The sequence below is a fragment of the Streptacidiphilus jiangxiensis genome (assembly GCF_900109465.1).
GTDB lineage: Bacteria > Actinomycetota > Actinomycetes > Streptomycetales > Streptomycetaceae > Streptacidiphilus > Streptacidiphilus jiangxiensis.
The window spans coordinates 152,353-166,132 of the sequence record NZ_FOAZ01000020.1 but is presented as its reverse complement, the minus strand read 5'-3'; the positions used below and the strand labels follow the sequence as shown (position 1 = coordinate 166,132).

The 13,780-nt window shown below is 70.2% G+C and carries 13 protein-coding genes and 2 pseudogenes; 7 read left to right on the top strand and 8 right to left on the bottom strand.

Translation table 11 applies throughout. From position 1 onward, the window contains the following. Positions 1-19 precede the first annotated feature (19 nt). Both BMY61_RS32245 and BMY61_RS32240 read left to right on the top strand, forming a co-directional pair. Positions 20-1,738 carry a hypothetical protein gene (locus BMY61_RS32245; protein ID WP_042446592.1) on the top strand — a complete coding sequence of 573 codons (1,719 nt, stop codon included), beginning with the start codon at positions 20-22 and terminating at the stop codon, positions 1,736-1,738. Positions 1,739-1,743: 5 nt separating this feature from the next. Then, on the top strand, positions 1,744-2,574 hold the full coding sequence (locus BMY61_RS32240; protein ID WP_052438626.1) for a hypothetical protein: 831 nt from the start codon (positions 1,744-1,746) through the stop codon (positions 2,572-2,574). 194 nt (positions 2,575-2,768) lie between these two features. Here the strand turns inward: BMY61_RS32240 and BMY61_RS32235 are convergent, their stop codons facing one another. The 4 genes and pseudogenes from BMY61_RS32235 to BMY61_RS32220 form a co-directional block, all read right to left on the bottom strand. Then, positions 2,769-3,248, bottom strand: coding sequence for a hypothetical protein (locus tag BMY61_RS32235; protein WP_042446594.1), 480 nt, complete (start codon positions 3,246-3,248; stop codon positions 2,769-2,771). Between the two features lie 252 nt (positions 3,249-3,500). Next, the gene (locus BMY61_RS32230; protein WP_042446597.1) at positions 3,501-4,739 is read right to left on the bottom strand and encodes an IS256 family transposase; all 1,239 of its coding nucleotides are present in this window, start codon (positions 4,737-4,739) and stop codon (positions 3,501-3,503) included. Positions 4,740-4,837: 98 nt separating this feature from the next. Continuing rightward, positions 4,838-5,101: pseudogene (locus BMY61_RS32225) on the bottom strand (integrase core domain-containing protein); the annotation flags it as partial. 205 nt (positions 5,102-5,306) lie between these two features. Next, the gene (locus tag BMY61_RS32220; RefSeq protein WP_042446600.1) at positions 5,307-5,885 is read right to left on the bottom strand and encodes a TetR/AcrR family transcriptional regulator; all 579 of its coding nucleotides are present in this window, start codon (positions 5,883-5,885) and stop codon (positions 5,307-5,309) included. Between the two features lie 101 nt (positions 5,886-5,986). Here BMY61_RS32220 and BMY61_RS32215 point away from each other — a divergent pair, with 101 nt between their 5' ends. Further along, positions 5,987-6,841 carry a class I SAM-dependent methyltransferase gene (locus BMY61_RS32215; protein WP_042446602.1) on the top strand — a complete coding sequence of 285 codons (855 nt, stop codon included), beginning with the start codon at positions 5,987-5,989 and terminating at the stop codon, positions 6,839-6,841. 51 nt (positions 6,842-6,892) lie between these two features. On the opposite strand, the gene BMY61_RS32210 is transcribed toward BMY61_RS32215, so the two are convergent. Next, positions 6,893-7,567: a DUF2218 domain-containing protein gene (locus BMY61_RS32210; protein WP_052438627.1), complete on the bottom strand. Its 675-nt coding sequence runs from the start codon at positions 7,565-7,567 to the stop codon at positions 6,893-6,895. Positions 7,568-7,608: 41 nt separating this feature from the next. Continuing rightward, a complete protein-coding gene (locus BMY61_RS32205; RefSeq protein ID WP_042446605.1) occupies positions 7,609-8,241 on the bottom strand; it encodes a class I SAM-dependent methyltransferase in 633 nt (210 codons plus the stop codon). Positions 8,242-8,304: 63 nt separating this feature from the next. Here BMY61_RS32205 and BMY61_RS32200 point away from each other — a divergent pair, with 63 nt between their 5' ends. From BMY61_RS32200 to BMY61_RS32190, 3 genes and pseudogenes are all read left to right on the top strand, one after another. Next, positions 8,305-9,066: a TetR/AcrR family transcriptional regulator gene (locus tag BMY61_RS32200; RefSeq protein ID WP_063773233.1), complete on the top strand. Its 762-nt coding sequence runs from the start codon at positions 8,305-8,307 to the stop codon at positions 9,064-9,066. A 1,011-nt stretch (positions 9,067-10,077) separates the two neighbouring features. After that, positions 10,078-10,815, top strand: coding sequence for a hypothetical protein (locus BMY61_RS32195; protein WP_052438628.1), 738 nt, complete (start codon positions 10,078-10,080; stop codon positions 10,813-10,815). A gap of 73 nt (positions 10,816-10,888) precedes the next feature. Continuing rightward, a pseudogene (locus tag BMY61_RS32190) lies at positions 10,889-11,344 on the top strand (transposase); the annotation flags it as partial. Positions 11,345-11,596: 252 nt separating this feature from the next. Here the strand turns inward: BMY61_RS32190 and BMY61_RS32185 are convergent. Both BMY61_RS32185 and BMY61_RS32180 read right to left on the bottom strand, forming a co-directional pair. Beyond that, a complete protein-coding gene (locus tag BMY61_RS32185; protein ID WP_042446609.1) occupies positions 11,597-12,511 on the bottom strand; it encodes an alpha/beta hydrolase in 915 nt (304 codons plus the stop codon). 52 nt (positions 12,512-12,563) lie between these two features. Further along, entirely contained in the window at positions 12,564-12,992 is a 429-nt protein-coding gene (locus BMY61_RS32180; protein WP_042446611.1) for a hypothetical protein, read from the bottom strand. Between the two features lie 326 nt (positions 12,993-13,318). Between BMY61_RS32180 and BMY61_RS32175 the strand changes: the two genes are divergently transcribed. Next, positions 13,319-13,780, top strand: coding sequence for a nuclear transport factor 2 family protein (locus BMY61_RS32175; protein WP_042446613.1), 462 nt, complete (start codon positions 13,319-13,321; stop codon positions 13,778-13,780).

The following is a 13,780-nucleotide window of genomic DNA, read 5'->3' as shown; positions in this document are numbered from 1 at the left end:
ACAGGACGAGGGAGACGCCGTGGACGACGCGCCCGATCAGGGTCTCGATCCGGCCGCCGCCCGCGCGCTGGCCGAGTGGGGGGCGCACCGCGGACACCGCTACGAGTTTGTCAAGATCTACACCAGCGGCCGTAGTTCCGCCTTCGTCGCGGCGGTCCTGGACCACGACAATGTCGGCCACGGCTCCCGCGCGGTCGTCCTGAAGCACGACAGGGTCCCGGTGGAGCCCGGGCGCGGCGACCCCGACTACACGGGCACCGAGCACATGCGGCACCGCCTGGCCTACCGCGACGCACCGGCCGACTTCCGCCGCCATCTCGCCGAACCGCTGGACGAGGGCCCCGTGCGCGTCGGGGACAGCACCTGGATCGTGTTCCAGAAGGTCGCTGGCAGCCTTTACCGCCACGACTCGCTGGCCTCCCTCCGCGAAGCCGACGACCCCACCGCCTTCGCCCGCGGCTGCCGCGAGGTCGTGCACGGCATGCTCACCGGCTGGGTGCAGCAGCCGAAGGTCGAGTCCACCACCGCGGCCGCGCTCCTCGGGCGCGGGCTGCGCGCCCGCTTCGCCCCTGGCGGACCGCTCCAGCGAGCCGCCGCGCAGTATCGCGAAGAGACGATCCGGTTCGCGGACGAGCAGGTGGCGCTGGCCAATCCCTTCGCGCTCGTCCGCGGCACCGCGCCGGCGTCGGAGCGGCCCGTACGCATCGCGACCGGGGTCGTCCACGGTGACCTGCACATGGAGAACGTGCTTCTGCCGACGACCCCGTGCATCGAGGTGCCGGACTACGTCCTGATCGACCTGGCCAAGTCCGTCAGCGAAGGGTCACTCGCCCACGACCCGCTGCACCTGCTGCTGCACTTGGCCGCGCGCACCCTCGGCGAGCTCTCCCCGGCCGCCCGCAGTGCCCTCCTCGCCGTCATGCGCGACGGACCGCTCGGCGCGACCGAGCGCGCCCTCGGCGAGCTCCCCGGCTGGCTCCGTCAGACGGTCGAGGCGGTGGAGCCCACGGTCGACACATGGTTGGGCCGGTTCGGTGTCGATTTCGTCTGGCCCGCCCAGCGGCTCCTTGCCCTGGTGGAACATGCGTTGACCCTGTACGGGCGCAGCTCGACCCGGCCCGAGGACCGGGCCTGGTTCCTCTGGCTGGCCGCGAGTGCGGCGGATAGGTACGCACGCCTGGACGAGGAAACGCCGCGACCGGGTAGGTCCGGCCTCCCCCGCGACACCGCTCCCCCTGCAGTCCTCGCGCAGACCCCGGCGGCACCACGACGAGGGGTCCCGAACCGCGCCGCACCCGCCCCGCACCTGGACCAGGCCCCTGCGCTGGACCCGGTCCGCCCGGACCTCGTCCCCTCCGGGGCCGGGGCCACCGGCGCCTGGGTCGCCGCCCTCTGCGCCGACCTGCCCCACATCCTGGACGCGGCCACGCGCGCCGACGAGAACACGATCGCCGACCTGTGCCGCGCGGCCCTGCGCGCCGAGGACCGCACGGCCGACTACGCCGCTCTGGTCCGGCGCCTCGGCGGACCAGAGCTTGATCCGCGCCTGGGCCTTCCGGGCCTCACCGACGCCGCAGGCCCCGGAGAGTCGTACGTCTGCCCGCTCCCCCTGGCCTGCGACCGCCGCGAGCGCCGCACTCCGGGCATCCGCCGTCCCGTGTGCCACCTGTCCGCCGACGACCAGCCATCCGGTGGCTCCGCAGGTGGGCCGATGGCCCTTGAACGAGGGCGGCGCTGATTCGCATGGATGCTGAGCTGCCTGTCTCGCCGCGGGCACGGGAGACCGCCGCGGCGTTCGTCGCCCCGGCCCTGCTCTGGCTCTCCTTCCTCGCCGTCGGACTCGTTCTCGGCCGACGCCGGCGAGCCGAACCCACCGCCTTGCTCCCTCATCTCGTGGCCGCCATGCGGTGGTTCGGACGCGGAGGTGGGACGAGCGTGCTCTTCGCCCTGCTGGCCCTCGTCCTGGCGACGCTCGCCGCCTGCGCGGCGGCGAGCGCTGCGGCCGCCCTGACCCGCGCCGTCTGGGTACCGCGCCGACTGCCGGTCATCGGCGCCCCCCTGACCGCCCGCCGCCAACGCTCCTGGCGTGCCGCCGACGCCGCCGCAGCCGCGGCGGAGGCACGCGGCGACACCGTTGCGGCGCTACGCCATGCCGCCCGGCGCAACGCCATCTGCCTCGCCGAGCCGGCCCGCCCCACCTGGATGGCCGATCAGGTCGCCGCCCTGCGCAGCCGCACCGACGCCGAACACGAACTCGACCTCGCGGTGGCCCTGCCCCACCTGTGGCTGGAGATGGCGCCGCGGACCCGCGAGGACCTGCGGACCCTGGCGGTGGCGTGGCGGCACTCCTTCGTCCTCGGTGGCTGGGCGCTGCTCCTCCTGTGCACCGGCTCCGTGTGGTGGCTCGGCGCAGTCGCCGGAGTCACCCTCTGGTACGTCGCACTGCTCCGCGCGCGTAGCGCGACGCGCGCCTTCTGCGCCTACCTGGAGGCCGCCGTCGACCTCCGCCTCGCCCCGCCAGCCTCCGCCACCCCGGGACGTGACCTCACCGCCCTCGCCCGCAAGGGAAGCTGAACCCGGGCGCCGCCCGGCACAGGTCGCGTCGCCTCGGCGTGCCGCTGCCCGGGAGCCCCAGGATCCCCTTGTCCGCCGCCACCGCTCCCGCGCGCCGAACGTGACCGGCACCCGGCCCACCTCACCCGGGTACGGCGGGGCCGTTGACGAGCGGGAGCAATGGTCAAGACTTGTGGGTGAGGCGCTGAGCTTGTTCAGTCTCCGTGGGCTTCGGGGCAGTGCGCTGTGACCCAGGTAGCGGTGATGTCGTTGCAGGTGACGATGACCGACCCGGGCCTGAAGGCCATCTCGTGAGTGCAGCCCTGGTCGTGCGGAAGGATCTCGTCCAGGATCAGCGTGCCGAGGTTGTCCCAGGTTGAGGGCTCGTTCGGAGTGCTGATCTGGACGGTTGCCACCCCCGCATATCGAATGATCAGGTCTTCCTCGTGCTTCCAGCAGTTGTGACGGAGGCGGAGGTCGAGGGCTTGACCTTCGTGGAGGAAGGTCGCCTGGTGGAGCGCCAGGTCCTTGACGCAGCGCCGCCCGGTGAGGTCGTAGTGGCTCGGGTCGGTGGCGAACGCCCTGGCGCCCGGGGGCAGGCTGGTGCTCAGCGCAGGCAGGAGCTCAAGGTAGGGGCCAGGGTCGAGGACCCCGGTCAGTTCGCCGACTCGGGCATCGAGATCGACATACTTCATTGCTCACTCCTGCGATGGTCCAGCGGTCCGCCCTCGGGCGACCTCAGGGTCACATGGCGGCTCGTGGCACCGCTCAGGCATTTCCACCGTTCGCCTACCTCGTCCCCGTCAGCGACCTGCTGTAGCTCGTCGCGGCAGGCGCGATGCGGACGTGCTTGTCCTGGTTCTGCAGCATGTCGTGGAGGTCACGCGGCCTGGGTCACGTCCTTGGGAGTGGTGTAGCGGTGGCCACTCGGTGATCCAGTTTTGAGGTTATGCGGTGAGTTCGGTCGGCAGCTGGGAGTCGTCGGTTTCTGACTCGATCGGGTGGAGCCGGGCCTTGGCGAGGAGGTCGCGACCCATGTAGCGGCGGGCTTCGGTCCACTCGTCGTTCTGCTCGGCCAGCACCGCCCCGACCAGGCGGATCACGGCCGGGCGATCGGGGAAGATGCCGACGACGTCGGTGCGGCGGCGGATCTCCTTGTTCAGTCGCTCCTGCGGGTTGTTGGACCAGATCTGCCGCCAGATCTCGCGCGGGAACGGGGTGAACGCAAGCAGGTCCGTCCGGGCGGCGTCCAGGTGCTCGGCCGCGCGGGGGAACTTGGCCTGCAGCGCGTCCAGGACGTGTGTCATCTGGGACTGGACCGCGTCGGCGTCGGGCTGCTCGAAGACCGTCCGCAGCAGGGTGGCGACCCAGGGCTGGGCGGACTTGGGCACCTGCGTCAGCAGCGCGCGGGCGTAGTGGGTGCGGCAGCGCTGCCAGGCGGCGCCGGGCAGGACCGCGCCGACCGCGTTGACCAGACCGCAGTGGGCATCGGAGACAACGAGCTGGACGCCGGACAGGCCGCGGGCGACCAGCGACCGCAGGAACGCGAGCCAGCCGGCGCCGTCCTCGGCGGTGGCCACGTCGATGCCGAGGATCTCCCGGTGTCCGTCCGCGTTGACGCCGACCGCGATCAGCGCGTGGACGTTGATGATCCGGCCGCCCTCGCGGACCTTCTGGGTCAGCGCATCGACCCACACGAACGCATACGGGCCGGCGTCCAGAGGCCTGTTGCGGAAGGCGGCGACCTGCTCGTCCAGGTGCCGGGCCATGGCCGAGACCTGCGACTTCGACAGCTGGGTGACGCCCAGGCTCTCGGCGAGCTTCTCGACCCGGCGGGTGGAGACGCCGAGCAGGTAGGCGGTGGCAACCACCGAGATCAAGGCCTGCTCGGCCCGCCGACGCCGTTCTAGCAGCCACGACGGGAAGTAGCTGCCCCGCCTCAGCTTCGGAATTGCGAGTTCGATCGTGCCGGCGCGGGTGTCCCACTCGCGCGGGCGATACCCATTGCGGTGGTTGACGCGTTCGTCGCTGACCTGCCCGTACTCCGCATTGCAGACCGCGTCGGCCTCCGCGGACATCAACGCGTCCGCGAACGTCTTCACCATCGCGCGCAGCAGATCCGGACTCGCCGACGCGATGTTCTCCTCGGTGAGGGCATGCAGAGGCACACTGTCAGATGCGGTCATCGTGCTGAACTCCTTCGTGACTTGGTCGTCTTGAAGGATCAGCCGGTGGCCGTTCTTCTATCCCAGGACTCACTCCGACGCCGAAGCAAACCCCCGGATCAGGCAGAACCCGTACACCACCTCAAAGGACACAACCCGCCGAGGCGGTCTCTCCGGCGTGTGTCCAGGTGGGTGATCTGCCCTACGTTGAGCGGTTCAGGCACCGGGCGTAGTGGTGCCGCTTGGTTCATGGCTTGGTGGGGCCGGTGGGCGTTGTGATGTTGCTCGAACTCGCGAAGTGCACGGCGTAGGTGGCTTTCGTTCCAGATAAGGGTCCGGTCAAGGAGTTCGTGGCGGCAGGTCTGCACCCATCGCTCCATGATGAAACGAGTGATCATTTTGCCGCAACCCCAAGCAGCCTCTGACCTGGGCGGATGACATTCTCGGTAGGCGCACAGTTGCTCGGATCGGCAATGGCAGCGCGCTCGGGAGCAGGCCGTGCAACTGCGTCTGGATGTCGACGTCGCGTTGGCCCGGTGGACGACGCGGCCATCTTGCTGCTCAGCGCAGCGCAGGTGAAGGCTTGGTTCAGATCAACGTCGAAACGACGCGCTCCAGTTGCCCGTACGGATCCGGGCCGCCCGGCCCGGTGGTGAGCAGGAGATGGTGGGCGGTGCCGACGAAGGCGAGGGCCAGTGCCTCGCAGTCCCGATCTGCCGTGATGCGGCCCAGCCCCTGCTCGGCCCGCAGGTAGTCGGCGATCGAGGACTGGATCGTGCCGAGGCCCGGGGCGCCGTGCGCCCAGGCGTCGGCGACGCGCTGTGCGGCGCCCGTGCGGGTCATGGCCGCGGCGGCGATCGCCGGGCCGGGCGCGCCAAGGAGGGCTCGCCCGGCGTCGCCCAGGTTCGCGGCCGGCGTGCGGGTGCCCGCGGCCGCGGGCAGATCGGCGACCCGAGCGGCGATCGCGGCGAAACGGTGCAGGACCAGCTGCGCGACGAAGTCGTCGAGGTCGGCGAAGTGGAGATGCAGCAGGCCCTTGGCGCGCCCGGCCTCCTCGGTGATCGCCCTACTGGTCAGCCCCGCCGGCCCCTCGCGCGCGAGCACGCGCTCGGCGGCGTCGAACAAGAGCTCGCGCACTCCGGTGATGGCGACTCCCCGTGGTGACATGGCCCCGATCCTAAGCGCAAAGCACCCACCCTTGTGGGTATGGGCATCTGCCCATACATTGAAGTATGGGCGCTTGCCCATACTTGACGAAGGAGGCTCACATGGGTTCCGTCGCTGTCGTCAACACCGAGCAGGAAGCGGCCTGGAACGGCTACGAGGGCGAGCACTGGGCCGAGCACGACGACCGCTGGAACGCCGTCAACGCCGGCTTCAACGAGCCGCTGCTGCGAGCGGCCGCCCTCACCCCGGGACTGAGGGTGCTCGACGTCGGCTGCGGGGCCGGCCAGACCTCTCGACTCGCGGCCCGCGCCGTGGCCGCGGGGCAGGTGCTGGGACTGGACCTTTCCGCACCCGAGCTGGCCCGCGCGCGGGAGCGAGCCGCCGCGGAGGGACTGACACGGCTCACGTTCGAACGCGGCGACGCCCAGACCCACCCGCTGCCGCCGGGCTCGTTCGACGTGGCGATCAGCCGCTTCGGGATCATGTTCTTCGCCGACCCGGTAGCAGCGTTCGTCAACATCCGCGCCGCGCTGCGGCCCGGTGGGCGGCTGGCCGTCCTGACGATGGCGGACCCGTCCCGCGTCGAGTGGGTCCAGGCGCTCGCCGCGACCCGGCCGCACCTGCCGGTGCCGGACTTCACCGTCGGACAACCGGGCATGTTCTCGCTCGCCGACCCGGAGACCTTCCGCCGTGTCCTGGCGCAGGCGGGCTACGAGCAGGTCAACGCCGAACTGGTCGAGGCACCGATGCGTTTCGGGGACGACGCAACGGACGCGGCCGACTTCCTGATGAGCTCCGGCCCCGGCCGCTTCCTGCTCTCCCGGGCCACAGCACAGGACGTGGCAGCGGCCAGGGAGGCACTCATCGCCGCCCTCGCCCCGCACCAGAGTGGTACGGACGGCGTGCAACTCGCCGCTGCCGCTTGGCTGGTGACCGCCCGGAACCCTCAGCCCTGAGCCGCCCACTCGCCTGCCTTGCCTGTGCGCGCCTCGCGGGCGTGCGACCGTTCAGCCCGCGGCATCGGCACCGGACCGCGCTCTCTGCTTCCGCCCGTGCCGGAGCCTGATTCCGCGTCGGAGCGCTGCGCGCCCGAGGAACAGGTGGCCGCCCATGAAGAGGAGTTTCATCAGGATCAGGACCAGGACGGCGTTGGCGGCCCAACCGGTCCACGCCGCACCGGCGAGTGCCGCGCCTCCGATCCCGAGATGAACGGCGACGATCACTGCCCCGCCTGCTATCAGGCCGAGGGTGGTGCCACGCGTGCGGCGTGGCGCAGTCCCCTTCCCGGGAGTGGGGCTCGTCCCGTCGGCGGGTTCGGTCGGCGGCAGATCGCCGGTCTCGGGTCGCTGCCGGTGGACCTGGAGGCCGTCGCGTCGGCCGATCTTCTCGATGCGCGCGGCAATTCCGTCCTGGAGCCGCTGCAAGGCTTCCTCGTCGCCGGCTTCCACGCGCAGGGTGAGCTGATCGGTGGTGGCCTCCAAGGTCCACTGCCCGTCGGCGAAGCGGACGGTGCCGTGGGTGTCTGTCCAGTCGACGTGCTGCACGGCGGGCGGCGTCCGGCCCCCGCCGTGACCGCCGCGCGGCCGGTGGCTCAGGCGGGTCATCTGGCCAAGATGGCGGCAGAGTTGGACGAGGTAGCGGCTCGCGCGGGCGGTCACCAGATGGGCTTCGGCGGTCGGCATGACCGCTCCTGTCGCAGGGTTTATCGATGCGGGGACGTGCGTCAAATTCGGGTCAGGGAGGTGCGCCAACCTCGGATCCCGCTGGCCAGGTCTGGCAGGGAGCTGTCCACCCTCACCGGGTCGATGGCGTCGATCCGCCGTCCTTCGGCGAAGGCGGCGCGAAGCTCCTCGGGCGTGACCGCGTGCACTCGTGCAGAGCGGTTCGGCGGTTCGTCGCGGAACGACAGCAGGAAGCAGCGGCCTCCAGACACGGTCGCGGCGCGCAGGCCTTCGACGTAGCGGGCGCGGTCCGCGCCGTCGAACCCGTGGAAGACCAGGGAGTCGAGCACGGTGTCGAACTCCTCACCGAGTGCGGCCAGGTCGAGCGCGTCGTAGCGCAGAAAGCGGGCGGTCAGGCCGCGCTGCCGAGCCTTGCGTTCGGCGCCGGCCAGGGCTGCCACGGCGAGGTCGACACCGGTCGCATTCAGGCCTAGCGCGGCGGCCATCAGCGCGTGTTCGCCCGTCCCGCAGCCTGCGTCGAGCACCCGGCCGCGCAGCACACCGCTCTCGGCGAGGTCGAGTAGAGCGGGCTGCGGGCGGCCGATGTCCCACGGCGGCGGAGCGACATACAGCGCGTCCAACGACTGCGGTCCCGACGCGGTGGTGGCGGCATGGGCGGATGACACGTCGGACACGGGAGCCTCACTTCCTCATCCTGATCGACCCCTCAAGCTTTATCGATACACTTTGTCTCTGTCGTGCCGAAGCTGTGGAACGAGACGGTCGAAGCGCACCCCCACGCGGTGCGCGACGCAATCATGGAGACCACCGCCGCTCTCGCGGTCGAGCACGGGATCGCGGCCGTGAAGATGTCCCAGATCGCGGAGCAGGCGGGCATCGGCCGGGCGACGCTGTACAAGTACTTCCCCGACGTCGAGTCGATCCTGATCGCCCGCCACCAGCGCCACGTCGAGGAACACCTCGCGCAACTCGCGCTGCTGCGCGACCAGGCCGGGACTCCGGCTGAACGCCTGGAATCGGTTCTGGGCGCGTATGCGCTGATCTGCCACCACCGCGCGCGGCACGGCGGTGAGATCTCCACCCTGGTCCACCGCGGCGAACCCATGGACCGGGCCGAGCAGCAGCTCGTCGACCTCTTCCGAGACCTGGTCGCCGACGTCGCCGCGACCGGGGGTCTTCGCGAGGACACCTCCCCGGAGGAACTGGCCACCTCGCGCGCAGGCGCTCGGGGTCAGCTTCGGCGGCGCGAGGTGCGGACCCACCGAAACGCTCCCAGCAGGACGAGTACCGCTGCCGCACCGGCGGCCGCCCAGGGCCAGGTCGCGGAACCGCCGGACGGCTGGGTCAGTGTCGCAGTCTGGCGGGCCGCGCCCCCGGGCGCTGTCCGACCGGGCGGGGTCCAACCTGCTGGGAGGGCGTGGGTGGCGGTGCAGAGGTTGTCGCGGAAGGGACTGGAGGCGTTGTCCGGGTCGAAGACGTACCACGTACCGACCTGGTAGGCACGGTCCACACTCGTGAATTGCCCATCGTCTGCCGGGGTGCCGATCACCTCCACCACGGTGCCCGCGAGGGTGCGCACTTGGGCGTCCCGCCCGGAGCGGCTTGTGGAGAGCACCTGCCCGGTGAACTGGCTTGCCGAGGCGGCTGCCGGAGCGGCACAGGACGCATGGGCCGGGGCCGCGGTCATCAACGTGCCCACCATCGCCGCCGCCGCTACGACGCTTCCTACGCACGCCAGTCTTCGCATGCCTCTGGGACGGAACCCGGCGGCAACGGGTTCCCGAGAGGTTGGCGTGACATCACGGGCTCCTCCGTCCGGTCACTGATCTGCGCATCGGCCGAGCCGGGCATCCGCAGATCGTGCGCGTCACTCGTCATGGTCACCGTGACCGGGCTGGTGGCCGTGGTGGTCGTGGCGATGGCCGTGGGCGTCGGTCGACTGGGCCTGCCAATATCCTCATCCGCGCAGATCAAGCAGCACGTAGGTACTTATTGATGATGCCACCGAGCTGGCCGACGTCGGCGAGCCTTCACTCCCCGAAGGCTGGTCATAAAACAGATATCTTGTCAACAATGGCACATAAGAAAGCAATTCGAATCTCGAGCAGAAGCAGGCGAACTGCTCTCCGCTGGTTGGGAGCAGCCACGGAAAGCGTTCAACTCGCACGTGCGCAGTCCGGAGCACAAGAGCACTTTGACCTGCATGGACGCAATATTCGGCACCCACAGGGTCCGTGTCCGCGATATTGATGAACTGCAACGGAACGACACAGCTGTCCCTCTCGCCGAACGCCCCGGAACGCCTCCCCCGAGTAGGCCCTGCGTCAGCCCGAGGAGTCGGCCGGGGTCTGGAGCTCCGCATCGGCGGCGTGCCCACGAGTTCCTGGCCGGGGTTCTGATCTTCGACGTGAAGTCCACCACCACGCCGACACGGGTCACGCACCAGCCCTTCATTCGCAGGCCGCGGCAATTCGGGTGACAGCGGCGGCCCGGTCGACCATCATCGGTCGGTGGCCGAAACCGTGGACGTTCTGGAACTGCGCATCATCTGCCCGCCAGCCGCCGAGGTCGGGCTGGAGGTCCGCCCGATCGTCGGCGGACGGGACCTGTTCGCCGACTCCCCCTACCGGAGCCTCAGCCCAAGGCACCTGCTGGGTTCGGCCACGCTACTGCGGGCAACGGCCACCCCTCGCGAGGTCCGCATCGCCAAGACCGGATGCGTGGAGGAGTGCTGCGGCGCCGTCCACGTGACGATCAGGCGCGAGATGGAGCACGTGCTCTGGACAGGCTGGCGCAATCCGATGGACAAGGATTTCAGCCTGGCCGACTGCCGGTTCTCCGCCGCCCAGTACGACGCCGAGGTCGCCCGGGCCGAAGCGGACCGCAGGTGGCAGTGGCCCGGCACCGTGGTCGCCGACCTGCTCGAAGCGAAGCTGACGGCAGACGGCAGCGGGCTGGCCGCGTGGGACTGCGAGCTCGAAGCGATCTGGGACAGTTGGAACGAACCCGACTGGATCGACGTCGTGCTGCGCCATCCCCGCGATTGTGACGAGCGCGAGGACCACTGGCTCCAGTTCGGGATCAGGCTGCCGATCTCCGCGGACGACCCGGCCGGCCAGGCAGACCAACTCGAAGCCCGGCTGACTGCCGAAGATCCCCGTGCTACGGCGCAGGTTTGGGGCGGTTCGCAGACGGCCGCGGAGAAGCTCGGCTACCGCTGGCCGCCGGAGTATCCCTGGGACTCGTGAGCAGGCGCCCCTCAGAGGACGTTAAGAGGGCAACTGATCTAGGTATTGGGCGGTTTGGGTGACTGCGGCGAGGATGGCTCGTTGCACGTCTCGTGAGCTCTCGGCGCCCGTTCGCAGCGATGTGTCCGATGCCCGCTGGGCCCTGATGGAGCCCGCGTTCACGGCCTGGCGGGCGGCTCGCAGTGGCCCGGGTGTCTCCGCTCGCGTTCACGACCTGCGCGAGATCGTGAACGCGATCCTTTACGTGAACCGCACCGGCATCCCGTGGGAGTACCTGCCGCACGACCTCCCGCCCTACAAGACGGTCTACGACTACTACGCGAAGTGGGAGGCCGCCGCCGTCCTCGACGCCCAGAGCGTGAAGACCTCGAGCAACGTCGCCGAGGCCGACCAGGGCATCGACGCGGCCAAGAAGATCAAGGGCCGCAAGCGCCGCCTGGTGACCGACACCCTCGGCCTCCTGCTCGCAGTCATCGTCACCGCCGCCTCCATCCAGGACCCCGAAAGCGGACGGCGGGCCCTCGACCAAGTCGCCGCCCAGCACCCCGGCGTGGTCAAGGATTGAGCTCATGCACGGAATGCACACGGGGACGCCGCCGGAAGGTGTCCGGCGGCGAGCCACGTGAGGTCGGCGTAGCCGTCCAACTCCCCACGCGTCGAGGCCTGCGAGAGCATCGTGGAACGGACGACCGGGTCCAGCGATACCCACGCCCACGTCCACCTCGGGGCATTGGGAGGGGTCGCCCCCGGCCCGACGGCTGTTCGTGTCGCCATGGCCCGGCTACAGGTTCTTGCCGAAAAACTCGGCCAGCCTGTCGACCGCCTGGTCGACGTACTCCTGCTGGTCATAGAGGTCGACGTGGGAGGCGGCCTCGATCCAGTGCAGTTCCTTGGGGCCAGTCGCCCTCTGGTGGACGTCGAGGGCCATCCAAGCGGTGACGGCACGCGTGCCGACGATCTGAAGCACAGGTCGCGGGCCGATCAGCGGAACCGCGTGGAAGGCGTCGAAGAAGGCCAGCTTGTCGATGCTCGACCAGGCGAACGTCGCGGCGGAGCGCTCGTGCCGCCCTCGCGCGGTGCAGTAGTACTCGAACCCCTCCACGGCATGCGCTCCCCCGAGTGCGGCCGCCTCCTCGGCGGTCGCAGGGAAGATCGGCAGGGCTCCCGGGTCCTCGCCTCGGGCCGCGGAGGTGCGGGCGCGGGCAGCCGCGTCGAGCAGGCTCTGGAAGACCGCCGGGTCCTGTGTCCCGTCGGCACCGAGGCGGAACTGGCGGGCCACGTCGACCCCGGACACGGTGGCGACGGCCTTCACGCGGTGGTCACCGCCCGCCGCGCTCAGGGCGTACCCGCCGGAGGCGCAGATGCCGAGCAGTCCGATGCGGTCATCGTCGACGTAGTCGAGGGTGTTGAGGTACGAGACGGCGGCCTTGAAGTCCTCCACCCGTTGACTCGGATCCTCCAGGCCGCGGGGCGACCCGCCGGACTCCCCCTGGTAGGCGGCGTCGAACGCCAGGGTGACGTAGCCGCGGTCCGCCAACTGCCGGGCGTACAGGCCGGATGCCTGCTCCTTGACACCGGCGCCGGGGTGACCGACCACGAGGGTGGGGTGCGGGCCCGAGGCCCGGCCGTCCGGGAGGTAGAGGTGAGCGGCGATCTCGATGCCGGCGCTGTCGAAGGTCACGCGGGTGCGGGTCATGGTCGTCTCCCGTGGGTGTGAGGTAGCTGCTGGCGCCGACGACGTTCCGACGTCATCGGGCCTGGAGCGGGCCGGCGAACGACTTGCGCAGGGACGACGGGCCGACAACGGGGAGCAGCGACGCCAGAAGCTTGCCCTTCAGGGAGCTCGGCGTTCTGGTCAACCGCACGTCGACGCGGGTGCCGTCGGCCTGCGGGGTCATCCGGAACACCCAACCGCCGCCGGGGCCGAACAGCTTGGATTCGAGGGTGGTGATGACGACCTCGTTCCCCTCGGGTTCCCAGTCGTAGCGCGCCCGCTCCCAGGCAGCGCTGGTGCCCTCGGTCACCTCGGCCCAGTTCTCGCCCCGGCCGTGGACCTCGAAGTGTTCGGTGTCGATGCTGGGCCAGGCCTGCGTTCGGGCCGGGCTGAAGTCGGTGAGCACCTCCAGTACGCCGGCGGGGCTCAGCGAGGAGACGAGATGGAAGTCGACGACGGTCATGGGAACTCCAGGTGTGTGGGCACAAGGTCGCTGGGCGGCGCGCCGGGTTTTGCCGGCAGCACTGACTCTGGTCGCGGCGGCGACGGATCGCCTCCGTCAGTTGACCGCTGACGGGGACTGAACTCCGCCGTCATGCGGTGCTGCCGCATGCTGCAAATCCCACTTCGAGCTGGAGATTCGAAGCACGTAACCACTCTGACAGGTTACGCGACAGAGAGCAAGGCAAGGAGGCCGGTCGCAGGATCCTGCTCCGTCATACGTGTGCCACTGCCCTACGGGCCATACTTGTCGAGGCCCACCAGCACGCCGCGAACCCGGAGGAGAACATGTCCGAATCCACCAACGCCCCCGACGACGCGACGCCGAGCCACCGCGCCGTCGGGAACCTGATCGCCCGTTACGCCGAACTCGTGGACGACGGCGATTTCGTCGGACTCGGCGACCTCCTCGCCGACGCCACCTTCGTGGGCAGCAGCGAGCCCGTCAGCGGCGCCGACGCGATCACCGAGATGTTCCAGGACACGTTGATCGTCTACGCCGACGGCACCCCGCGCACGCAGCATGTCGTCACCAACGTGGCTGTCGAGGTCGACGAGCAGAACGACCGGGCTGTCGCCCGTTCGTACGTCACGGTCCTGCAGTCGCTACCCGACCTGCCACTTCAGCCCATCGCCGGCGGCCGCTACCACGACCGTTTCGAACGGCGGGCCGGCTGCTGGCGGTTCGTGGAGCGGCGAGTCGTCATCAACCTCGTCGGCAACGTCAGTCGCCACCTGCGCCCGCGGTAG

What these genes read in the sequence shown, in the direction of transcription:
- BMY61_RS32240 (WP_052438626.1), top strand. Translation starts at nt 1,744, where the DNA reads ATGGATGCTGAGCTGCCTGTCTCGCCGCGGGCACGGGAGACCGCCGCG.
- BMY61_RS32185 (WP_042446609.1), bottom strand. Translation starts at nt 12,511, where the DNA reads ATGACCCGCACCCGCGTGACCTTCGACAGCGCCGGCATCGAGATCGCC.
- BMY61_RS32220 (WP_042446600.1), bottom strand. Translation starts at nt 5,885, where the DNA reads ATGTCACCACGGGGAGTCGCCATCACCGGAGTGCGCGAGCTCTTGTTC.
- BMY61_RS32210 (WP_052438627.1), bottom strand. Translation starts at nt 7,567, where the DNA reads ATGCCGACCGCCGAAGCCCATCTGGTGACCGCCCGCGCGAGCCGCTAC.
- BMY61_RS32230 (WP_042446597.1), bottom strand. Translation starts at nt 4,739, where the DNA reads ATGACCGCATCTGACAGTGTGCCTCTGCATGCCCTCACCGAGGAGAAC.
- BMY61_RS32235 (WP_042446594.1), bottom strand. Translation starts at nt 3,248, where the DNA reads ATGAAGTATGTCGATCTCGATGCCCGAGTCGGCGAACTGACCGGGGTC.
- BMY61_RS32180 (WP_042446611.1), bottom strand. Translation starts at nt 12,992, where the DNA reads ATGACCGTCGTCGACTTCCATCTCGTCTCCTCGCTGAGCCCCGCCGGC.
- BMY61_RS32215 (WP_042446602.1), top strand. Translation starts at nt 5,987, where the DNA reads ATGGGTTCCGTCGCTGTCGTCAACACCGAGCAGGAAGCGGCCTGGAAC.
- BMY61_RS32175 (WP_042446613.1), top strand. Translation starts at nt 13,319, where the DNA reads ATGTCCGAATCCACCAACGCCCCCGACGACGCGACGCCGAGCCACCGC.